Genomic DNA, 21,118 nt, shown 5'->3' with positions numbered 1-21,118 from the left:
TACCTATTACGCAAAGGTGGTTCCGCCATAGCTGATTTGCGACTTCCGGCAAAAGGAAAGCGACTGGAACTTATCGGTTTTCTTGTCGATTTTGGAACATGTCTTGGCGCTTGCGGGCCGTTTCTGCGAAGGTGCATGACTACGATCCCGACAGGGGCGCGAACCGTCGCCCGCTGTCTGAATTCTAAGGATGACCTCGATGGAAGATAACCTCTTGTCCGAGCAGGAAGGCTCAGGCACACGACGCGGCCGTGGCGCAGGTGGTGGCGCGGCTGCACGGCGCGCGGCCCGTTCGGGCGGCGGCCCGGGTGTGCAGCAGACCTACATCAACCGCAAGCTCAAGGTTTATGACGTCCTGGACGAGGAAGGCTTGGCGCTGATCGAGAAGAACGCCGACATCGTTCTCGAAGAGGTCGGCATCGAGTTCCGCGACGACGCCGAAGCGCTGGCGCTGTGGAAGGAAGCGGGCGCCGACGTGAAGGGCGAGCGCGTGCATTTCCCCAAAGGGCTGTGCCGCTCGCTGCTCAAGACCGCGCCATCCACCTACACCCAGCATGCGCGCAATGCGGCCCGTTCGGTGCAGATCGGCGGTAACGCCACTGTATTCGCGCCGGTCTACGGACCACCCTTCGTGCGCGATCTCGACGGCAATCGCCGCTATGCGACGATCGAGGATTTCCGCAATTTCGTGAAGCTGGCCTATATGGCGCCGTCGATCCATCACTCCGGCGGCACGGTGTGCGAGCCGGTGGACGTGCCGGTCAACAAGCGCCATCTCGACATGATCTATGCGCATATGCGCTATTCCGACAAGCCGTTCATGGGCTCGGTCACCGCCCCGGAACGCGCGGAAGACACGGTCGAGATGTGCAAGATCCTTTTCGGCGAAAAGTTCGTCGACGAGAACACGGTGTTGACCAGCCTCATCAACGCCAACTCGCCGATGGTCTTCGACGAGACCATGCTGGGCGCGTTGAAGGTCTATGCCCGCAACAACCAGGCTTGCATCGTCACGCCGTTCATCCTTGCCGGCGCCATGAGCCCGGTGACGGTGGCAGGCACGCTGACGCAGGTTCTGGCCGAAGTGCTGGCCGGCGCCTCCTTCACCCAGCTCATCCGTCCGGGCGCGCCGGTGATCTTCGGCACTTTCGCCTCGTCGATCTCCATGCAGTCGGGTGCACCGACCTTCGGAACGCCGGAGCCGTCGCTGGTGTCCTATGGCGCGGCCCAGCTTGCCCGTCGTCTCGGCCTTCCGTTCCGCACCGGCGGCTCGCTCTGCGCCTCCAAGGTTCCGGATGCGCAGGCGGCTTATGAAAGCGCCAATACGCTGAACTCGACCGTTCTGGCCGGCACCAACTTCGTGCTGCACGCCGCCGGCTGGCTGGAGGGCGGTCTGGCCTCCTGCTACGAGAAGTTCATGATGGACATCGACCAGCTCGGCATGCAGCAGAAGTTCTGCGAAGGCGTCGACCTGTCGGAAAACGGCCAGGCGATGGATGCAATCCGCCAGGTGGGGCCGGGCAGCCACTTCCTCGGCTGCGATCACACCCAGGCCAATTTCCAGACGGCATTCTACCGCTCGTCCATTGCCGACAACAATTCCTACGAGCAGTGGCTGGCGGAAGGCCAGAAGACCGCGCCACAGCGCGCCAACGAGCTCGCCCGCCGCTGGCTGGAGAGCTACGAGGCGCCGCATCTCGATCCGGCCATCGATGAGGCGCTGAAGGACTTCATCGCCCGCAAGAAGGAGTCGATGCCCGACGCGTTCACTTGAAAAGAGCCCGATTCAGGCCGGGCTAAAGTGGCCAACATCATTCACAAGGAAGTCTGGCGGACCGCGTTTACCGATCCGGACCGGAAGGGATGAGGCGTGTCGCCCCGCTTCCTCGATGAAATCGCCGCCGCGCTGGAAGAGCATGGGCTCATCCTGCGCGGCGGTTTCGTTTTCGACGATTGCGATGCCGCGCCGCCCGGTCCGTCGGGTGCGGGGGCTAGATCGGTGCTGCTGGTGGGGCAGGCGGGGGCGGCGCCCTGGCCGCATTTCCTGCGCTGGCGGGACAGGCAGCCGGCCGACCTCGTAAACCCGCTCGACACGTGGTCGCGTCAGGTGATCGGTGCCGTTGCGGACAAATTCGGTGCGCGGGCAGTGTCGCCCTCCGACAAGCCCTGGATGCCTTTCCAGCAATGGGCGATGCGCGCGGAAGCGCTCAAGCCCTCGCCGCTCGGCATCCTCATGCACCCTGAATACGGGCTCTGGCACGCCTATCGTGGAGCGTTGCTGTTCGAGGTTGAGATTCCGATTCAGGCACCTCGCACATCGAATCATCTTTGTGATGCATGTGTCGGAAAACCTTGCCTGAAATCCTGCCCGGTCTCTGCTTACTCGCCATCGGGCTTTGCTTATGAAGAGTGTCTTGCGCATGTTCGCGGACCTCACGGCGAGGCCTGCCGCAACCTTGGCTGCCTCGACCGCAATGCCTGTCCTGTCGGCGTTGAATATCGCTATCCGGCAGAGGTTCAGGCCTTCCATATGGCAAGTTTCGCGAAGCTCGATTGAGGCTGGACGGGCGAGGAGCAATGTCATAGAAAGTCATCAGATGACTTGATGAATTTTATGATGCAACCTGCAACCCGAACCAATCTGGCAGACAGTGCTGCCGACAGCCTGCGGACGGAAATCGTCGGCGGGCGCTGGGCGCTGGGCGAGCGTATTCCAAACGAGGCGGCACTTTCCGAAATGCTGTCGGTCAGCCGCGGCACGGTGCGCGAGGCCGTCCGCGCACTCGTCTCGCAAGGGTTTTTGGAGACCCGGCAGGGGTCCGGCACCTATGTCACATCGACGGTCGATCCGGGCGCGGCGCTGATGCGCATGAAGCGTGCCGGGTTGCGCGATCTGTGGGAGGCGCGCACGGCGCTCGATGCGGAAGCCGCACGTCTCGCGGCCATGCGCCATACGCCGGCCGGGCTGCAAAGAATACGGCGGCTGCTCGAAGAAAGAGGCAAGCCCGCTGAAAGCGCGCCAGAGGATTTCATTCGTCGCGATATTGCTTTCCATCGCGGGATTGTCGAGATGTCGGGCAATCGCGCGATGGTGGAACTTTATGACTTCTTCACCGCCTCCATCGCCGAAACGATAAACTCAACGCTTGCCGGCGAGCTGCCGGAACCCGATACGACAGCTCATACGGCGATCCTGGAAGGCATTGCTTCCGGCAACCCGGACCATGCGGCTGCAACCGTTCGCGCCTTCATGGCGCCTGTCTTCCTCGAACTCGATCGGCTCCTGTCACAATGAACCAGAATTTTTCCAGGCCGGACACTGCGCATGACGGATCTGCCGTTATGGATGCGCTCGACAAGCAGCTGGTCGATGCCGAAGCCGACAGCCTGCCGCCACCGCAACCGCCCGTCTTGCGCAGCCGCCGCGCGCGTTTCGTGCTCGGCGCCAGCCTTGTGCTGATCGCGTTCAACCTGCGGCCGCTGTTTTCCAGCCTCTCGGTGCTGCTGCCGGAGGTCATGGATGAGACCGGACTTTCCACGACCGGCGCCAGCCTGCTCACCACGCTGCCCGTCCTGTGCCTTGGCCTGTTTGCGCCTTTCGCGCCGAAGCTGGCACAACGTTACGGCGCCGAACGCACCTTGCTCGGCGCGTTGATCCTGCTGGTGATCGGCACCGGATTGCGGGGACTGGAATCGGTGCCTTTGCTGTTCACGGCAACCTTCCTTGCCGGTGCGGCCATCGCCATCGGCAATGTGCTGCTGCCGGGACTGGTGAAACGTGATTTTCCCCAGAGCGCGGCCATCATGACCGGACTTTACACCATGGCCCTGTGCGGCGGTTCCGCCGGCGCGGCCGGCCTGACCCTGCCGATCGAGCATCTGCTGACCGGCTCGTGGTCGGGTGCGCTGGCCGCATGGGCGGTGCCGGCCATGATCGTGGTCCTGATCTGGACGCCGCAGGCTTTGGGCAGCCGCCAGCAGGTCAGCCACAACGCTTTCCGCGTCACCGGCTTGTGGCGTGACAGGCTGGCCTGGCAGGTCACATTCTTCATGGGCCTGCAATCGGCGCTGGCCTACTGCGTCTTCGGCTGGCTGGCGCCGATCCTGCGCGAGCGCGGCTTCGATGCCACCACCGCCGGCGCATTGGTTTCCGTCTCGGTCATGGCGCAGGTCGTCACCTGTCTTGCGGTGCCGTCCTTCGCGGTGCGGCAAAAGAACCAGTGCGCAGTCAATATCGCTCTCGTCGCGGCCGCGACGGTTGCCTTGCTCGGCATCCTGTTCGCACCGACTTCGACCGTGGTGTTCTGGGCGATCCTGCAAGGCATCGGGCAGGGCGGGCTGATTGCGGCCGCGATGACCGTCATCGTGCTGCGTTCGCCGGATTCGCTCGCATGTGGCGGCGCATCTGTCCGGCATGGCGCAGGGCGTGGGCTATGTGCTGGCCGCCGCCGGCCCGTTGCTGGTCGGGCTTATCCGTGGCTGGACGGGCAGTTTCCAGGCCACCGCCTTCCTGTACGTGGCGCTGGGGATCGGTGCCGCGATTGCCGGGCTTGGCGCTGGCCGCGCGCTGCATGTCGGCGCAAGGACTGAGAAGATCGAGGGCTGAGGCGGTTGCCGCTCCCGATAGTTTGATCCCGGCTTTTGATCAGAACCTTGCCGCGAGCGTTTGCGCTTGTATCTATCGCGCCAGACGAAGCGGGAGGGAATGGAGATGGCGAAGAAGGCGATACGGATCGAGACTGCCGACGGCGCGGCCAGCGCCGGGCTGTTCGGCGCGGGCATGAAAGCCGGGGTGATCCTGTATATGGACGCCTTCGGTCCGCGTCCGGCGCTGGACGACATGGCCGGGCGCCTGGCGGCGGAAGGCTATGCGGTGCTGGTTCCCGATCTCTTCTATCGCAACGCGCCTTACGGGCCGTTCGATGCCGCGACCGCCTTCCAGATGAAGACAGCAAGAAAGCGCTGATGGCGATGGTCGGCGGCACGACGCAGGAAATGACCATTCGCGACAGTGGCGCTTTTCTCAAAGCGCTGGCCGCCGAAGGCGTTACCGGCACTGTCGGCACGGTTGGCTATTGCATGGGCGGCGCCCGCGCACTCAACGCTGCGGCGAGCTATCCGGATCGCATCAAGGCCGCAGCCTCTTTCCATGGCGGCAACCTGGCAAGCGATGCGCCCGACAGCCCGAGCCGCCGCGCAGCCGACATCAAGGCGCGCGTCTATGTCGGCACCGCAGGAGTGGATCGCAGCTTTCCGCCGGAACAGTCGGCGCGGCTCGCCGAGGCGTTGCGCAGCGCCGAAGTGGATCACGTGATCGAGAATTATGTCGGTGTGGCGCATGGCTGGTGCGTACCGGACCACGGCGCCTACGATGCGGCCGGCGCAGAGCGACACTGGAAGCGGTTGACGCTGTTCTTCGCCGAAACCCTCGGGCGGAATTGAGATGACAAGCGAGACGGACCCCTTCGATCTCACGCGCTTCATCCGGGCGCAGGACACCGTGCTGGCGCGCGTGCGCACCGAACTGAAAGAGGGGCGCAAGGCCAGCCACTGGATGTGGTTCGTCTTCCCCCAGATCGCGGGACTGGGCACGAGCACCATGTCCCGGCACTATGCGATCGGCTCTCTGGAAGAGGCGCGGGCCTATCTGGCGCATCCCGTGCTTGGCCCACGTTTGAGGGAATGCGTGGACATCCTGCTCGCCCTGCCGCCGCTTTCCGCGCATGAGATTTTCGGCAGCCCCGACGATCGCAAGCTGCATTCCTCGCTGACCTTGTTTGCCCAAGCGGCACCCGGGGAAACCTTGTTCACCCACGCGCTGGAGCGTTATTTCGGCGGCGCGGCAGACATGGCTACCGTCAAATTGCTCCGCACATGATTGCAGATCGCTGCTGGAGAATGGCGGTAAAATTTTAGTCGAATGCGATTGCCGCCACTTACTTTTCGAAAAGCCGGGTCTGTTATCCGACGGTCCACATCGAAATCGGGGGGGCAGGATGCATATCAGCGGTGTCGCGGGTTCTGGTCGCGTGGGCGTGACCGAAATTCCGCAAAGCGATCCGTCGCGGGAGACGGTCGAAGCCGCGCGCATCCGGCACGATGTCGCCGCAGCGCGCGACGTCGCCCGCTCGGCGCTTACCAATGAGCGTTTCCGCCTCATGCTGGATCGGATCGCCAATCCGGCGCTGTCGGATGCGTTGTTGCAGATGAAAAGCGACGGCGGTGGCCGCACCGATCTGCGCTCGGCCGAACTGCGCTACAGCGAAACCGCTTCCGACTGACTTTGTCCCTGCACTGATATGTGGACGTCTCAATGCGTGGCCGGATATTCCGGTTGCCATGCATGAGGCAATTCACCCCCAGCAATCACGACCTTTCATCCCCTTTGCGATGCCGACACTCTGATTGTCGCTGCAGGGCAGCTACGCCCGGTCTTCAGTAAGACTGGCGGCTTCTTTCGTGACGTCGGTTCCGAAAATTTTTCTCCAGCGAAACCAATCCGTTGGAGTCCTCCCGTTGCATTTTTTAAAGATATAACTTGAAAAAGATATATCGTTGAATAGTTATATCTCATGCAAAACGAAACCTGGAGAGGTACTCACATGTTCATGCATTCGAGACATGGAAAATGCAGCGGCGACTGGTCGATGTCAGCAGAAGGCGGGCGAGGCGGTGGACGCTTCGGTCGCGGTGGCGGAGGCGGGCGCTTCGGCCGTCATCGCGGCGGGCCGTTCGGCGGGCGTGGACCACGCATGTTCGATTCGGGCGCGTTACGGCTCGTCGTGCTCGGCCTGATCGCCGAGGAGCCGCGTCATGGCTATGACATCATCAAGGCGCTGGAGGCTCGGTTCCAGGGCGCTTACAGTCCAAGTCCCGGCGCGATCTACCCGATGCTGCAGATGCTGGAGGAAGCCGATCTCGTTTCCTCGCAGACGGAAGGCAACAAGCGGCTTTATTCGATCACTGAGGAAGGCCGGGCCTATCTCGCCGAGCACGCCGATGAGTTGGCGCGCATCAACGAGCAACTCGACGAGGTGTCGTCCCAGATGGGCGGTGTTGCGCTGGGCGACGAGTTCCGGGCATTGCGCCGGGCTGTCGCCATGCGCCTTCGCGAAGGTTCGCTCACGCCGGAACAGGCCGAAAAAGCCCTGCTGATCCTGAAGAAGGCGCGGCGCGACTTCGAGGGACTGTAGGCGCCAAACGCCTCGACCCCGAATGAGAAAGGCCCTGTCGCATGAACCGCGGCAGGGCCTTTTTCAGTATCGGTATTGCCCCGCATCTGCGGGGCACGCCGAATAATCAGCCTCGACGGCGGCGTTCGCGGCGCCCGCCGGCGTCGCCCTCGCTGCCCGCGCCGCTTTCATCGGCCGTCTTGTTGCGCAGCGGGCCGATGCGCTCCACGATCGTTTCGAGTGTCGGGCGCGTGGCCTTGTGGTGCGTGTCGAGCGCCTGACGCATGGCGGCGAGATGCGCAAAGGACGTGCCGCAGCAGCCGCCGATGATCTTCGCGCCGCTGTCGATCGCCAGCCGCACATAATCGGACATCAACTCCGGGGTGCCTGAATAGTGAATTTCCGTGCCGCGGAATTCGGGAATGCCGCAATTGCCCTTCACGATCACCGTCGCATCCGGCCCGGCCTCGGTCATGTCGAGCAGGGATGCCAGAATGTCGGACGCGCCGACGCCGCAATTGGCGCCGACAGCCACCGGGTTCTCGCTCAGGCCGTTGGAAACGCCATGGATGTCTTTGGGCGCAAGGCCCATCATCGAGCGGCCGGCCGTGTCGAAGGAAACGGTGTAGGTGTAGGGCAGGCCGGCATCGATGGCCGCCTGCGCTGCGGCGCGGGCCTCATCGGGTGCGGACATGGTCTCGATCCAGGCGATCTCGGCGCCGCCGTCTTTCAGGCCGCGGATCTGCTCGGCAAAGGCCTCGACTGCTTCCTCATAGGTGAGGGCGCCAAGCGGCACCAGAAGCTCGCCGGTCGGGCCGACCGAGCCGGCAACGATGACCTTGCGGCCGGCCTTGTCGGCGACCGAACGGGCGATCTCGGCCGCACGCTTGTTGAGTTCGTAGACGCGATCCTGCGCATGATGCAGTTTCAGGCGGTGACGGGTGCCGCCGAAGGAATTGGTGAGAATGATGTCGGCGCCGGCATCGACGAAGTTCTGATGCAGCGCGATGATCTTCTCCGGCGCGGTCTCGTTCCACAGTTCGGGCGCTTCGCCGGATTCCAGCCCCATGCCGAAAAGATTGGTGCCGGTGGCGCCGTCGGCGAGCAGCACGCCTTTTTCCGCAAGCAGCGCGTCGATGGGATTGGTCATGGGAAGAGCCTTCCGATAAAATGCCAGAGATAAGGATATAAAGAAGTCCTTATATCCAGTCAATGATTTCGCGTCGTCCGATGCGGCTTATGGTGTGGAAATACCTGTTGCGGCAAGCTGGCGGGCGAAGCCGGCGGCCTCATGCGCGTTGATCTCGGCGCTGCGGATAAGATTGTCGAAATGCCGCGTCAGCGTGCGGATAGGGGCCGTGGCGTTCAATACCAGATACATGTCGCCGACATAGATCGCTGCCCGGTAGGGCCCGAAGATTGTATAAGGCACGGAATAGCGCAGGCGGCCATCGTAGAGAAACAGCCGGAAGGTGGGGTAAAGGTCCTCCATCAGTTCGGCCATATGGAGGAGTTGCGCGCGCCGGTCGCTTTCGGGAAGACGATCCCAGATGCCCATGCCGCGCGCGAAAATCTCCAGCGTGTGCCGGGGCATGCACACTTCCATGTCGGTTTCCGGCCGCCGGTTGTAGTCGATGCGGTATTGCGTCTCGCCGGCCTGGCTCTGCCGGCTGCGGTTGGAAATATCGGCCTCATAGTCGACCAGCGCATCGGTGCGCAGCAGGTCGGGAATGCCCGCCGGCACATAGCGGATCTTGGTGCCGGCCGCTTCGGCATGCCATTTCGCCAGCAAGGTGCGGTCGAAGCCGCCGGGGCCTTCCTCGATCTCAAGGCTCTGGCGGATTTCGCCGGTCAGGCCCTCGTCCTGGCTGAGGCCGAGCAGCCAGTCGAGCGAAACCTTGTGCTCGGCGGCAATGGTCATCAGCGTTTCGGCGCGCGGCAGGCGGGTGGCTTGATCCGAGAGGAGCTGGGACAGGGCCGAACGGTCGATGCCGACCGAGATGGCGAAGGCCGACTGGTTGAGACCCGAGCGCTGCAGGAGCAGCTTCAGGCGCTCGCGAAAAAGTCCCGAAACGTCGCGTTTGTCCACCTTGTGGCTCCAGGTAAACGGGGTGTTCGCATAGTTCGCGCTCATGAATACATGCACCACCGCATTTGTTCCATCGCATTGTTTACAATTCACAACAACTGCGTATCAAGAAGCGCAAAATCAACATTCTGTTCCCATTGTCGCGTTGAATCCTGCACCGACTACTGACAGCATACTGTCAGGAACCGTCGATTTTCGGGCGGTCGGGGCGTGGGACATGAAACAGGACAAGCAGACAAGGCGAAATGGAGCGTGGGCGGTGGAATGGCCGACACTCGCGCTGATCGCTGCGACCTACGTGCTGTGGGCAACGGTAGCGCTTCATGTGTGGCCGGCCTACCCGGTGACGGCGTTGATCGTGCTGGGCTTCGTGCTTGCCATGCAGTCGTCCCTTATGCACGAGGCCCTGCATGGCCACCCCACGCGTGTGGCGTGGGTGAACGAATTGCTGGTCGGTCTGCCGATCGGGCTGGTCTATCCCTACCGCCGTTTCAAGACATTGCATCTGCGTCACCATGCGGATGAAAGCCTGACCGATCCGTTCGACGATCCCGAAAGCTATTATCATGCGGTCTGGAAGCATCATGGGCTTCCCCGCTTCATGAAGGCGGTTCTTGCCGTCAACAACACGATGGTGGGGCGCTTCGTCCTCAATCCGTTCCTGGGCACGGTCGGGTTCCTGCTTTCCGAGGCGAGGCTGATCGCGAAGGGCGACCGGGCGGTGCGCAAAGCCTGGCTATTGCACGGCATCGGGCTTGCCATCATTGCGCCGCTGGTGGTGTTCGTGTTCGAAATCCCTTTCTGGCTCTATGTGCTTGTGCCGGTCTGGCTCGGTCAGTCGCTGATCTCGGTGCGTACCTTTGCCGAGCATCAGTGGTCGGAGCGCCCGGAGGGCCGCACGATCATCATCGAGCGCTCGCCTTTCTCCTTCCTGTTCCTGAACAACAACCTGCATTTCGTGCACCACAAGAAGCCGAATGTGGCCTGGTATCGGCTGCCGGAGCTTTTTCGCGACCGGCGCGAGGAATGGATCGCCATGAACAACGGCTATGTGGTGCCTAACTATCTGGCGCTGCTCAAGGAATACGCCTTCCGCGCCAAGGAGCCGGTGGTGCATCCGGCACTTCGCCGCATGCCCGAAATCGGCCGCGCCTTCGCGCCGCGCATGCGTGCCCGCTCGCTGAGCGGACTGGGTACGGCGCCGGTGCCGGCCGAACCGCCGAAGGAATGATCTTTCTTGCCTGCGTACCTGTTGACGGCAGAATAGTCGCATGAGCCGATTCATAGCTGCATTGCCCATGTATGACTGGCCAGAGGCTCGCGCCGAAACGGACGCCGAGTGGGTGCGTGTGCGGGAGGCATTGCGCGGTGCCGGTATCGATGCGCCGGAAAACCTTGCGCGGCGCAATGCCGACATGCCGCCGGTGCCGGGCGGCATTCGTGATGTCGGGGGCAATGTAATCGCGCCCGATCCGGCCAGCCTGCCACCCGACGAGTTGGATCTGCCGACGCTGTGGCGGCACCCCGGCCTCCTGTTTGCGCAGACATGCTGGGGGCCGATGGAACTCGGCCTTGCAAGCCATGTGCGCGTGGTCGGGCAGCCGGATTATTCCGGCTTCGAAGGCGGGCAGGGCGAGCTTTATTCCAGCGTGCTGCTGATGCGGAAGCAGAACGCGCGGCCAGTCGCCGAGATGCCTGCGAATGGCCATGCGGCACTTCCGCTGGCTCTGCTACGGGCAAAACGCCTTGCATATAACAGCAGGGATTCCATGTCCGGTATCATCGCGTTGGCGCGCGATCTTGAAGCGGCCGGTGAGGATTTGAAGCTGCTTTCGGACCTGATCGAGACCGGCGGCCATCGGCAGTCGCTGATTGCTGTGGCTGAAGGCAGGGCGGACATTTGCGCCGTCGATTGCCGAAGCTGGGCTCTGGCGCGGCGCTTCGAACCGGCCGCATGTGACCTGCGCCCTGTTGGGCGAACCGCGCTGCGCAAGGGCCTGCCATTCATCGCTGCCCGCGGTGTTCCCGACTATTCCCTGCCCCTTTAACAGGGTCCGGTTTTCCGTCACAAAGGGGCGCGAGCCTGTCGACTGGATCGGAACTCAAGTCACCGTGTTGACGAAAACGCGAGGCCAAGCCCCGCATTTTGCGATATTTGCCGCTGCAACTTGTAGATTCTGCCCTTGCGTCAGTCATAAAAAATGTCGTTTCGGCCGCTTCAGGCTTGCAAATCGGTTAATTTGGCGTGAAGAACGCGCAACTTTCTGTCTCTCCAAGACAGCTTCCCCCAACTACCATCAAGGAAGTGAGATAGTGAAAACTATTGCCGCCTTTTCCGATTTCGTCGGCCGCACCTTCGCCATCTGGGTGATCGTGTTCGCCGTGCTCGGCTTTGTCCTGCCGACAACCTTCAGCGTGTTCGCACCATGGATCGTGGTGTTGCTGGGCATCATCATGTTCGGCATGGGCCTGACCATTTCCGGCAAGGATTTTGCCGAAGTGGCGCGCCGGCCGCTGGACGTCGCCATCGGCGTCCTGTCGCAGTTCATCATCATGCCGCTTCTGGCCGTCGCGCTCACGCGCGTCATTCCGATGTCGCCCGAAGTCGCTGCCGGCGTCATTCTGGTCGGCTGCTGCCCCGGCGGTACCTCCAGCAACGTCATGACCTATCTGAGCAAGGGCGACGTGGCGCTCAGCGTGGCCTGCACCAGCGTTACCACGCTACTGGCTCCGATCGTCACGCCGTTCCTCGTCTGGTTCTTCGCCAGCCAGTACCTGCCGGTCGATGCAATGAGCATGTTCCTTTCGATCGTGAAGGTCATCCTCGTTCCGCTGGCGCTCGGCTTCGTGCTGCAGAAGATCATGCCCGGCGTGGTCAAGTCAGCTGTGCCGATGCTGCCTCTCGTCAGCGTCGTCGGCATCGTCTTGATCGTCGCGGCGGTGGTTGCCGTCAACAAGGCGGCGATCAGCGAATCCGGTCTTCTGATCTTTGCCGTCGTCGTCCTGCACAATGGGTTCGGCTATATCTTCGGTTATCTCGCGGCCCGTATGTCGGGGCTTTCGCTGGCAAAGCGCAAGGCGATCAGCATCGAGGTGGGCATGCAGAACAGCGGCCTGGGCGCTGCGCTGGCCAGCGCGCATTTCTCGCCGCTTGCCGCCGTGCCCAGCGCGGTATTCAGTGTCTGGCACAATATTTCCGGCGCGCTCATCGCCAATTATTTCTCGCGACGCATCGAGGAGGAAACCTCTTCTTCGGCGGCGGTCCAGAAAGCCAACTGACGCAATCAGATACCAGAGGATGATCCCGAAAAGTGGAAACCGATTTCGGAAAAGATCATGCTCAAACAAGACAGATAGGGAAAGGGCGCCGCCGCAAGGCCGCGCCCTTTTGCTTTGCTCCTGAAATTGCTCAACCGCGCATCTTTTCGCCGGCCGGATCGAACAGTGGCAGCACATTGATGCGGGCAGGGCGGCGTTTGCCCAGTATCTCTATTTCGAACACGCCTTCGCTCTCGTCCTCGGCAAGAGGTGCGGGCACATAACCCTGTGCCAGCGACTTTTCCACATGATGCGCATAGCCGCCCGAGGTGACCCAGCCAACCACGCGCCAGTCGCCATCGACGATGCCACGAATGCTCGAGTCGCCTTCGTCGGCCGCCGAGCCGCGCGCTTCCCTGCCGGTCTCGTCAAAGCGCGGCGCACCGTAGCCATGCGGCTTTTCCACGGTGCCATAATCGGCCGAAACCCTGGCCCAGATTGGCTCGTCGCCCATCACATCGGCGCCATCGGCTTGCACCACCATGGAAACGCGGCGCAGCCTGGGGCCTTCTGCCTGTTCCTTCGCGGCAGCCTCGCGGCCGATGAATTCATTCTTCTCCATGCGGATGAAGCGATCCATCGAACCTTCGAAGGGCCCGTAGATGGGCCTCAGTTCCCGGAACCACGTTGGAAAATTCTTTTCGAGCCGCATGGAAAGCAGCGCGCGCATGCCGAAATCGACGATGCCGAATTCCGCGCCTGCTTCCTTGATGCTCTTGTAGACAAGTCGCTGATAGGCCGGCTGCATCCAGATTTCGTAGCCGAGATCGCCGGTGTAGCTGATGCGGTTGACGATTGCTGGCGCGCCGCCCACGGCCATCTCGCGATAATCCATGAAGCGGAAGGTTTTTGTCGAAACGTCCTCATCGACCAGTTTCTGCAGGAGCGCCTGGCTTTGCGGGCCGGCGATTGCCAGCCCCACCAGCGTCTGGTCGAAGCGGTGGATACGGACCGAACCGTCCTGCGGCAGGTGGCGCTCGAACCAGCGCATGTGGTATTTTTGAGCAGCCGACGAGCCCCAGATCATGAAGCGGTCTTCGGTCGCTTTGGCGATGGTGAAGTCGCCGATCAGCTTGCCGAATTCGTTCAGCATCGGCGTCAGCACCAGCCGGCCGGTTTTCGGCATGCGGTTGGTCATCAGCCGGTTGAGGAAATCTTCCGCGTTGGGGCCGGACACTTCATATTTGGCGAAGTTGGCGATCTCGGTCACACCCACGCGCTTGCGCACGGCACGGACTTCATTGCCGACATGCTCGAAATCGTTGGAGCGGCGGAAGGAAACGATGTCCTTCGGCTCGGTGCCCATGGGCGCGAACCACAACGGGGTTTCCAGGCCCCAGCTGTCGCCCATGACGGCGTTGTTGGCGATCATGGTGTCGTAGAGCGGGGTGGTCTGCGCCGGCCGCGCGGCCGGCAGTTCCTCGTTGGGGAAACGGATCGAGAAGCGGCGCGAATAGTTTTCGCGCACCTTGGCGTTGGTGTAGCGCAGCGTGGCCCACTCGCCGTAGCGCGAGACGTCCATGCCCCAGACGTCGAAGCCCGGATCGCCGTTCACCATCCAGTTCGACAAGGCGAGACCGACACCGCCGCCCTGGCTGAAGCCGGCCATGACGGCGCAGGCGGTCCAGTAGTTGGTCAGGCCCTGCACCGGGCCGACCAGCGGGTTGCCGTCCGGCGCGAAGGTGAAGGGACCGTTGATAATCTGCTTTATCCCGGCATTCGCGATGCCCGGAAAATGCCTGAAGCCGATTTCCAGCGAGGGCGCGATGCGGTCGATGTCGGGCTGCAAGAGTTCATGGCCGAAGTCCCACGGCGTGTTGACCGGCGACCAGGGTTTGCAGGCCTTTTCATAGGTTCCGAGCAGGATGCCGTTGCGCTCTTGACGGGTGTATATCTCGCCCTTGAAGTCGAGCACGCCGACCATTTCGCGGCCGGTGGATCTGTTGAATTCCTCCACCTCCGGCATCGGCTCGGTGAGCAGATACATGTGCTCCATGGCCAGAACCGGCAGTTCGAGACCCACCATACGACCCACTTCGCGCGCCCACAGGCCGCCGCAGTTCACCACATGCTCGGCCTTCACCGTGCCCTGTTCGGTGATCACGTTCCAGGTGCCGTCGGCCTCCTGCGTCAGTTCCCTGACCGGGTTGCGCAGCACGATTTCGGCGTCCAGCTTCTGGGCCGCCTTGGCATAGGCATGTGTGGTGCCGGAGGGGTCGAGATGGCCTTCGACCGGATCCCACATGGCACCGACGAAATTCTTCTCGTCCATCAGCGGGAACATCGCCTTGGCTTCGGAGGGCGTGATCAGTTCTGTGTCCATGCCGAGATAACGCCCCTTGGCGTGGGCAAGGCGCAGGAAGTCCATGCGTTCCGGGCTGTCGGCCATCATGATGCCGCCGGTGAGGTGCAACGAGCAGGACTGGCCGGAAAGCTCCTCCAACTCCTTGTAGAGCTGCACCGTATAGGCCTGGAGCTTCGCGACATTGGGATCGCCGTTCAGCGTGTGGAAGCCGCCGGCAGCGTGCCATGACGAGCCGGAGGTCAGTTCCGACCGCTCGATCAGCATGACGTCGGTCCAGCCGGCACGGGCAAGGTGATAGAGCACGGAGCAGCCGACGACACCGCCGCCGATGACTACAGCTTTTGCATGGGATTTCATTGCTTTATGTCCCGATTTGCATGGATTGATTCATGTTTAGGGGCGGCCGATACGGAGTGGAGGTCGATCAGCCACCATCCTCAAAAATCCGTCGGTGCGCCGCCCTCGGTCTTGCGCTTTTCCATGAAGGCGTCGAGTTCCTCGCGAATGGCCGGGTCGATTGGCGGTTCCTCGTAATGCGCCAGACGCTCCTTCCAGACGCGATTGGCTTTCTCCACCGCCGTGGGCGCGCCGGATTCGCTCCAGGTTTCGAAGTTGCGCCAGTCGGAGATGATGGGCGCATAGAAGGCATTCTTGTAGCGCGCCTGCGTGTGCGGCGTGCCGAAGAAATGGCCGCCTGGCCCGACATCGCGGATGGCATCGATAGCGAGCGCGTCTTCCGAGACGTCGAGTGGGGTCAGGAATTCGGCCACCATCTGCAACAGGTCTATGTCGAGGATGGTTTTTTCGTAGGAGCAGGTCAGGCCGCCTTCCAGCCAGCCGGCGGCGTGCTTGATGAAGTTGCCGCCGCCCTGAATGCAGCCCCACAGCGAAAACACGCTTTCATAGGCTGCCTGCGCATCCACCGCATTGGCGGCGCAGACATTGGAGGTGCGGTAGGGAATTCCGTAGCGCCGCGCAAGCTGCCCGCCGACGAGCTGGGCCTTCATATATTCCGGCGTGCCGAAGGCCGGCGCGCCCGATTTCATGTCGACATTGGAGGTGAAGCCGCCATAGCCGACCGGCGCGCCCTTCTTCACCATCTGGGCGAAGGCGATGCCTGCCAGGGCTTCCGCGTTCTGTTGTACCAGTGCGCCGGCGACCGTGACGGGCGCCATGGCCCCGGCCAGCGTGAAAGGCGTGACGATGACGACCTGCCCGTGGGACGACATCTGGATGATGCCTTCCATCATCGGAATATCCATCTTCAGCGGCGAATTGGTATTGATGATGGTGAGCAGCGACGGCTCCTGCACGAACTGCTCCATCGGCACGCCACGGCCGATGCGGCAAATCTCGATGCCATCGAGATTGCGCTCGCGGCCCAGTGAGTAGGCGTGGAACGCCTTGTCGGTCAGGAGCACGAAGTCGCGCAGGCATTCCAGATGCCGGATGGAAGGATGCAGGTCCACCGGCTCTACCGGATAGCCGCCGGTGACGTGGATGATGTTGTGCATCTGGCCAAGCTTGACCAGATTGCGGAAATCCGACTGGCTGCCTGCCCGGCGGCCCCGGTCGAGGTCGGAACAATTGGGCGCGGAAGCCACTTGCGAGAAGACGAGATTGTTGCCGCCGAGGCGCACATTGTGCGCCGGATTGCGGGCGTGCAGCGTGAATTCGGACGGCGCGTGCGAAATCAGCTCCAGAACCATGTCGCTGTCGAAGCGCACCCGCTCGGACCCTTCCTGCACATCGGCGCCATGCTCTTTCATGATGCGTCGAGCCTCGGCATGCAGCACGTCGATGCCGATTTCCCGAAGCACGCGCAACGAGGCGAGATGGATCGCTTCCAGCTCGTCGTCGGAGACGACGCGCGTCGGCTCGAACGGGATGCGCAATTGCCGGAATGGCGGTTGCTCGAACGCGGTCGAGCTTCCGGCGCGCTTTCCCGCGCGGCCGCCCCGCCGGACGCGGTCGGTGGTGGTTTCTGCTGGATCGAGGGCTGCGGACATGACGGGCCTCATGGAATTCCGGAATGGCAGCATATTGGACCGTGGCATGCGACAGCTTTGCCGATGCGACGACCAGTTGCGCGAGCAAAACGACATGCGCCATGCGCGCAGGCTGTTGTTATGGGAATGCCGTGCGGGGAATTTTGCCACGTCTGCGTGCGAGCCAAATCGAAACGAATGCGCTAGACAAGTGGTCGAGCAGCGGAGAAAGCAGGTAATGAGCGGCATCCATCACATCACCCTGATTACCGGCAATGTGCAGGCCAATGTCGATTTCTATGCCGGTTTTCTGGGTATGCGGCTGGTCAAGCGCACCGGAGGCTATGAGGATGCCACCCAGCTTCATCTGTTCTATGGCGACGGCGCCGGTTCGCCCGGCACGCTCATCACTTTCTTCGCCTGGGAGGCCGGTTCGCCTGGCCGTGTCGGGCATGGGCAGGTCAGCGAGATCGCGCTGGCGATCGACCCGGCAAGCATCGGCTTCTGGCTCACGCGAGCGCTGTCGCACAACATCCGGATTTCCGGGCCGATGCAGGAATTCGGCGAGCCGGTGCTGCGGCTGACCGATCCGGACGGCATCATCGTCAAGCTGGTGGGCGTGGCGGGGGCTGCCTCGCAGGCGGCCTGGGCCAGCGAAGGCGTACCGGAGGAGCATGCAATCCGCCGCTTGCGCGCGGCCACCATCCTCACCGAAAAGCCGGAGGAAACGGAAGGATTTCTCTCCGCCTATTTCGGTTATCGCTTTGCCGAGCGCAGCGAGAGCATCCGGCGCATGGTGGACGACCGGGGTGATGCCATCGACATTCGCGACGCGCGCGGTTTCTGGACCTCCGCGCCGGGAACCGGCACGGTTGATCACGTCGCGTTCCGTGCCGACGATCTCGGCGCGGTCGAGATACTGCGCGACCGGCTGCAAGGCTCCGATGCGGTCGTCACCGATGTTCACGACCGCAAATATTTCTCCTCCATCTATGTGCGCGAGCCCAACGGTGTGCTGCTGGAACTGGCCACCGACGCGCCGGGCATGATGGTGGACGAGCCTTACGAGACGCTGGGTACGAAGCTTTGGGTGCCGCCCTCGCTCGGCAATCAGGCCGAGGATATCAAGACGATGCTGCCGCAATTCGCCATGCCCGGCGAGGAGCGCATTATCTACCGGGCGCTGCCTTTCGTGCACCGCTTCTACGTGCCGGAGGATCCGGACGGCTCGGTGCTGGTGCTGCTGCACGGTTCCGGCGGCAGCGAGGCGAGCCTGATGCCGCTTGCAGCGCGCATGGCGCCACGGGCGAAGCTGCTCGGCGTGCGTGGTCGTGCGGCGGAGGAGGGCATGCCGCGCTGGTTCCGCCGCTTCAGCCCCACCACTTTCGACCAGAAGGATATTGCCTTCGAAGCCGAGGCTTTTGCGGCATTTGTCGAGGGCGCAACCGAAGCCTACGGATTGTCGCCGGACACCACGGCCTATGTCGGTTATTCGAATGGCGCGAACCTTCTGGCTGCCCTGACGACGTTGAAGCCCGGCGTCATCGACAAGGCGGTGCTGCTGCGTGCCATGGAGGTTCTCGACAATCCGCCCGAAGTTGACTTGTCCGCTACCGATGTGCTGCTGATCGCGGGTCGCGAAGACCAGCTCTACGCCAGATATTCCGCTCGCCTGCAGCAATCGCTCGCATCGCGGGGCGCGGCGGTCGAGGCACATGTCATCGAAGCCACGCATGAGCTTGGGGAGGAGGATGTGGAGCTTGCGAGGCAGTGGCTGGAAGCGCGGCTGGGGCCTGCCGCGGTGAGTTGAAAACGGCTTTCGGGCCGTCTTGAACCGTGCTGCGGGTTCCGGCTAAAGTAAACCGCATGAGTGCAGCGAACGCATATCTGGGCCTGCTTGACATCGCCGTGACGCCATCGCCGCGTACGCGGCACGCCGAGCTTTTGCGCCTGTGTGCCCGCATCGGTTATTCGCCGCCACCCGCCTTCGGCTGAACATCCATCCGGCCTGCCGGAATGATTCAACTGGAGTGGATAATCCCATGACTTACCAGAACTATTCGCTTTCCCAACTGCAGGCGATCGACGCCGCGCACTACCTTCACCCCTTCACCGACCATAAGGACCTTCGCGCGGCCGGCTCGCGCATGATCGTTCGCGCCGATGGTCCGTTCATCTATGATTCCGAGGGCGGGGAACTGCTCGACGGAATGGCCGGACTGTGGTGCGTGAATATCGGCTATGGCCGCAATGAGCTCGCCGAGGCCGCCTATGAGCAGATGAAGGAACTGCCCTACTACAATTCCTTCTTCCGCTGCGCGACGCCGACGCCGGTGCTGCTTTCCAAGAAGCTGGCCGAGATTGCGCCCAAGCACATCAACCAGGTATTTTACGGCTCGTCGGGTTCGGAATCGAACGATACCGCCTTGCGCCTGGTGCGCCATTACTGGGCGCTCGAGGGCAAGCCCGAGAAGAACATCATCATCTCGCGCAACATGGCCTATCACGGCTCGACGGTCGCCGGCACGTCGCTGGGCGGCATGGAGGGCATGCACGAGCAACTCGGCGGCGCAGTACCCAACATCGTCCATGTGATGATGCCTTATGCGTTCGAACTGGCGCTGCCGGGCGAGAGCGATCATGATTTCGGCCTGCGCGCGGCCAGGGCCATCGAGGATGCAATCCTCGAAGCCGGACCCGAGAACGTCGCGGCCTTCATCGGCGAGCCGATCATGGGCGCTGGCGGCGTGAAGATACCGCCGGCAAGCTACTGGCCGGAAGTCCAGCGCATCTGCCGCAAGTATGACGTGCTCCTGATGCTGGACGAGGTCATCACCGGCTATGGCCGCACCGGCGAATGGTTCGCCGCGCAGTCGATGGGGATCGAGCCGGACACCATCACCACCGCGAAGGCGCTCACCTCCGGCTACCAGCCCTTGTCGGCGCTGCTGGTCGGCGACCGCATCTCCAGGACGCTGGTCGAGAAGGGCGGCGAGTTCTACCACGGCTACACCTATTCGGGTCACCCGGTGGCCTGTGCCGTGGCGTTGAAGAATCTCGAGATCATCGAGAAGGAAGGTCTGATCGAGCGCGTCAGGAACGACACCGGGCCGTATTTCGCGCAGATGCTGCGCGAGCGCATCTCCAGCCATCCGCTGGTGGGCGAAGTGCGCAGCTTCGGCATGATGGGCGCCATTGAGATCGTCAAGGACAAGGCGACGCGTGAACGTTTCCAGCCGGAAGGCAGTGCGGCCGTCGTCGTGCGCGATCACGCCATCGCCCAAGGCATGATGATGCGCGCCACCGGCGATTCGATGATCCTGTCGCCGCCGCTGATCTGGACCCGCGAGACCATCGACATGGCCGGCGACCGCATCGCACGGGCGCTCGATCTCGCCGAAGCCGACCTGCGCAAGGCGCGCTGAGACATCAGGAAAAAGCGGGTGTGGAGGAGTTTTCACACCCGCTTTTGTCGAAATAAGCCGGTTTTCGTGCTCGATTTCCGTCAGACCTAATTTGCCCACTCATGATGCGGTAAGTCCCACCAGGAACGCGATTGTTGCAAGCGCGCCAAGAATGGTTCGCACGGCGTGAAGCTTGCCCCATTTCTGGATGAGAACCCGAGTTCGAGCGTCGGCGTTTGCTGGGTCCATGCCCATCAGCGTGTTGTTTGTCGGCATTATGGCCAGCAATGTCCATGGCCAGTTGGCGATCATCAGGACGGCTCCCAGGAGAAACCACAGACTTGTGGTTTGCCACCAGGCGATGAGGCCGAGCAGACAACCCACCACGGCAAGAGGGGCCTGCATGGCGAAACCGTGCTTGTAGGCCGGTTTCCATTGCGTGAGCAGCGCTTTGTCTTCCAGGGCGAGGCGTGCCGGCTGTTCCGCGACATTTATGTAGGCGGCTGCGCCGGTAAAAACCGCCGCACAGGTCAATGCAAAGTGGGCGTAGAGCATCCTCGTTGCTCCTGTGGCGTCGTCCTGATCACGCGACGAGGTCGATGGCTGGCTGAAATTTAGCCCATCATGCCAATCCAAAGGCAAAAACCGCGTCCTCCGGTACGCGGAAGAGCACGGCTTTGCCACCAAATACGCATGGCCCTTCGCGACTTCGGTACGCTGCGAAGGAAACAGCCCCGGTACGCAGTACCTGATCCGGAGCGTGTGGCGGGTTGCGATCACCGCCTGCACACCGTTCTAACCGGACATCGTTACCGCGTGGTTAGCGAGAGCTTAATCAAATC

17 protein-coding genes and 2 pseudogenes are annotated in these 21,118 nt (G+C 62.5%); 14 read left to right on the top strand and 5 right to left on the bottom strand.

Annotated elements, in window-relative coordinates:
- Positions 1 to 199 precede the first annotated feature (199 nt).
- From C7441_RS19830 to C7441_RS19795, 8 genes and pseudogenes are all read left to right on the top strand, one after another.
- Complete coding sequence (locus tag C7441_RS19830) at positions 200 to 1,774, top strand: trimethylamine methyltransferase family protein (RefSeq protein WP_026060666.1); 1,575 nt, start codon at positions 200 to 202, stop codon at positions 1,772 to 1,774.
- Positions 1,775 to 1,870: 96 nt separating this feature from the next.
- Positions 1,871 to 2,557: a 4Fe-4S dicluster domain-containing protein gene (locus C7441_RS19825; protein WP_109614352.1), complete on the top strand. Its 687-nt coding sequence runs from the start codon at positions 1,871 to 1,873 to the stop codon at positions 2,555 to 2,557.
- 60 nt (positions 2,558 to 2,617) lie between these two features.
- Positions 2,618 to 3,295 carry a FadR/GntR family transcriptional regulator gene (locus C7441_RS19820; protein ID WP_170125202.1) on the top strand — a complete coding sequence of 226 codons (678 nt, stop codon included), beginning with the start codon at positions 2,618 to 2,620 and terminating at the stop codon, positions 3,293 to 3,295.
- Positions 3,292 to 4,606 (top strand): annotated as a pseudogene (locus C7441_RS19815) (CynX/NimT family MFS transporter). The gene C7441_RS19820 and the pseudogene C7441_RS19815 overlap by 4 nt, the downstream one beginning before the upstream one ends.
- A gap of 105 nt (positions 4,607 to 4,711) precedes the next feature.
- A pseudogene (locus C7441_RS19810) lies at positions 4,712 to 5,442 on the top strand (dienelactone hydrolase family protein).
- Between the two features lies 1 nt (position 5,443).
- Positions 5,444 to 5,878, top strand: coding sequence for a DUF1810 domain-containing protein (locus C7441_RS19805; protein WP_210205681.1), 435 nt, complete (start codon positions 5,444 to 5,446; stop codon positions 5,876 to 5,878).
- A gap of 118 nt (positions 5,879 to 5,996) precedes the next feature.
- Positions 5,997 to 6,281 carry a hypothetical protein gene (locus C7441_RS19800; RefSeq protein ID WP_244916209.1) on the top strand — a complete coding sequence of 95 codons (285 nt, stop codon included), beginning with the start codon at positions 5,997 to 5,999 and terminating at the stop codon, positions 6,279 to 6,281.
- Positions 6,282 to 6,647: 366 nt separating this feature from the next.
- Positions 6,648 to 7,193 (top strand): PadR family transcriptional regulator, encoded by a 546-nt coding sequence (locus C7441_RS19795; RefSeq protein ID WP_244425411.1) that lies wholly within the window; start codon positions 6,648 to 6,650, stop codon positions 7,191 to 7,193.
- A gap of 106 nt (positions 7,194 to 7,299) precedes the next feature.
- On the opposite strand, the gene bmt is transcribed toward C7441_RS19795, so the two are convergent.
- Positions 7,300 to 8,322: a betaine--homocysteine S-methyltransferase gene (bmt, locus tag C7441_RS19790; RefSeq protein ID WP_109614349.1), complete on the bottom strand. Its 1,023-nt coding sequence runs from the start codon at positions 8,320 to 8,322 to the stop codon at positions 7,300 to 7,302.
- An 87-nt stretch (positions 8,323 to 8,409) separates the two neighbouring features.
- Positions 8,410 to 9,261, bottom strand: a complete 852-nt coding sequence (locus C7441_RS19785; protein ID WP_109614391.1) for a helix-turn-helix domain-containing protein — start codon at positions 9,259 to 9,261, stop codon at positions 8,410 to 8,412.
- A gap of 217 nt (positions 9,262 to 9,478) precedes the next feature.
- Between C7441_RS19785 and C7441_RS19780 the strand changes: the two genes are divergently transcribed.
- From C7441_RS19780 to C7441_RS19770, 3 genes are all read left to right on the top strand, one after another.
- Positions 9,479 to 10,492 (top strand): fatty acid desaturase, encoded by a 1,014-nt coding sequence (locus tag C7441_RS19780; protein ID WP_109614348.1) that lies wholly within the window; start codon positions 9,479 to 9,481, stop codon positions 10,490 to 10,492.
- A gap of 40 nt (positions 10,493 to 10,532) precedes the next feature.
- Positions 10,533 to 11,309 (top strand): phosphate/phosphite/phosphonate ABC transporter substrate-binding protein, encoded by a 777-nt coding sequence (locus tag C7441_RS19775; RefSeq protein WP_170125199.1) that lies wholly within the window; start codon positions 10,533 to 10,535, stop codon positions 11,307 to 11,309.
- A 265-nt stretch (positions 11,310 to 11,574) separates the two neighbouring features.
- Positions 11,575 to 12,540, top strand: a complete 966-nt coding sequence (locus tag C7441_RS19770) for a bile acid:sodium symporter family protein (RefSeq protein ID WP_109614346.1) — start codon at positions 11,575 to 11,577, stop codon at positions 12,538 to 12,540.
- A gap of 130 nt (positions 12,541 to 12,670) precedes the next feature.
- On the opposite strand, the gene C7441_RS19765 is transcribed toward C7441_RS19770, so the two are convergent.
- Together C7441_RS19765 and C7441_RS19760 are read right to left on the bottom strand one after the other, a co-directional pair.
- Positions 12,671 to 15,241: a GcvT family protein gene (locus C7441_RS19765; protein WP_109614345.1), complete on the bottom strand. Its 2,571-nt coding sequence runs from the start codon at positions 15,239 to 15,241 to the stop codon at positions 12,671 to 12,673.
- Positions 15,242 to 15,321: 80 nt separating this feature from the next.
- Positions 15,322 to 16,893 (bottom strand): trimethylamine methyltransferase family protein, encoded by a 1,572-nt coding sequence (locus tag C7441_RS19760; RefSeq protein ID WP_109614344.1) that lies wholly within the window; start codon positions 16,891 to 16,893, stop codon positions 15,322 to 15,324.
- 217 nt (positions 16,894 to 17,110) lie between these two features.
- Between C7441_RS19760 and C7441_RS19755 the strand changes: the two genes are divergently transcribed.
- The 3 genes from C7441_RS19755 to C7441_RS19750 are packed head-to-tail and all read left to right on the top strand — an operon-like array spanning position 17,111 to position 20,297.
- Complete coding sequence (locus C7441_RS19755) at positions 17,111 to 18,682, top strand: VOC family protein (protein WP_109614343.1); 1,572 nt, start codon at positions 17,111 to 17,113, stop codon at positions 18,680 to 18,682.
- 56 nt (positions 18,683 to 18,738) lie between these two features.
- Entirely contained in the window at positions 18,739 to 18,867 is a 129-nt protein-coding gene (locus C7441_RS24510) for a hypothetical protein (protein ID WP_280523578.1), read from the top strand.
- A gap of 47 nt (positions 18,868 to 18,914) precedes the next feature.
- The gene (locus C7441_RS19750) at positions 18,915 to 20,297 is read left to right on the top strand and encodes an aspartate aminotransferase family protein (protein ID WP_109614342.1); all 1,383 of its coding nucleotides are present in this window, start codon (positions 18,915 to 18,917) and stop codon (positions 20,295 to 20,297) included.
- 99 nt (positions 20,298 to 20,396) lie between these two features.
- On the opposite strand, the gene C7441_RS19745 is transcribed toward C7441_RS19750, so the two are convergent.
- A complete protein-coding gene (locus C7441_RS19745; RefSeq protein WP_109614341.1) occupies positions 20,397 to 20,831 on the bottom strand; it encodes an anthrone oxygenase family protein in 435 nt (144 codons plus the stop codon).
- Positions 20,832 to 21,118: the final 287 nt, after the last annotated feature.

This window comes from Pseudaminobacter salicylatoxidans (genome assembly GCF_003148475.1).
Lineage (GTDB): Bacteria > Pseudomonadota > Alphaproteobacteria > Rhizobiales > Rhizobiaceae > Pseudaminobacter > Pseudaminobacter salicylatoxidans.
Note: the sequence above shows the minus strand (reverse complement) of the source record. Positions and strands in the feature narration are given on the sequence as shown.

What these genes read in the sequence shown, in the direction of transcription:
- C7441_RS19830 (WP_026060666.1), top strand. Translation starts at nt 200, where the DNA reads ATGGAAGATAACCTCTTGTCCGAGCAGGAAGGCTCAGGCACACGACGC.
- C7441_RS19820 (WP_170125202.1), top strand. Translation starts at nt 2,618, where the DNA reads ATGCAACCTGCAACCCGAACCAATCTGGCAGACAGTGCTGCCGACAGC.
- C7441_RS19805 (WP_210205681.1), top strand. Translation starts at nt 5,444, where the DNA reads ATGACAAGCGAGACGGACCCCTTCGATCTCACGCGCTTCATCCGGGCG.
- C7441_RS19800 (WP_244916209.1), top strand. Translation starts at nt 5,997, where the DNA reads ATGCATATCAGCGGTGTCGCGGGTTCTGGTCGCGTGGGCGTGACCGAA.
- C7441_RS19795 (WP_244425411.1), top strand. Translation starts at nt 6,648, where the DNA reads ATGTCAGCAGAAGGCGGGCGAGGCGGTGGACGCTTCGGTCGCGGTGGC.
- bmt (WP_109614349.1), bottom strand. Translation starts at nt 8,322, where the DNA reads ATGACCAATCCCATCGACGCGCTGCTTGCGGAAAAAGGCGTGCTGCTC.
- C7441_RS19780 (WP_109614348.1), top strand. Translation starts at nt 9,479, where the DNA reads ATGAAACAGGACAAGCAGACAAGGCGAAATGGAGCGTGGGCGGTGGAA.
- C7441_RS19775 (WP_170125199.1), top strand. Translation starts at nt 10,533, where the DNA reads ATGAGCCGATTCATAGCTGCATTGCCCATGTATGACTGGCCAGAGGCT.
- C7441_RS19765 (WP_109614345.1), bottom strand. Translation starts at nt 15,241, where the DNA reads ATGAAATCCCATGCAAAAGCTGTAGTCATCGGCGGCGGTGTCGTCGGC.
- C7441_RS19760 (WP_109614344.1), bottom strand. Translation starts at nt 16,893, where the DNA reads ATGTCCGCAGCCCTCGATCCAGCAGAAACCACCACCGACCGCGTCCGG.
- C7441_RS19755 (WP_109614343.1), top strand. Translation starts at nt 17,111, where the DNA reads ATGAGCGGCATCCATCACATCACCCTGATTACCGGCAATGTGCAGGCC.
- C7441_RS24510 (WP_280523578.1), top strand. Translation starts at nt 18,739, where the DNA reads ATGAGTGCAGCGAACGCATATCTGGGCCTGCTTGACATCGCCGTGACG.
- C7441_RS19750 (WP_109614342.1), top strand. Translation starts at nt 18,915, where the DNA reads ATGACTTACCAGAACTATTCGCTTTCCCAACTGCAGGCGATCGACGCC.
- C7441_RS19745 (WP_109614341.1), bottom strand. Translation starts at nt 20,831, where the DNA reads ATGCTCTACGCCCACTTTGCATTGACCTGTGCGGCGGTTTTTACCGGC.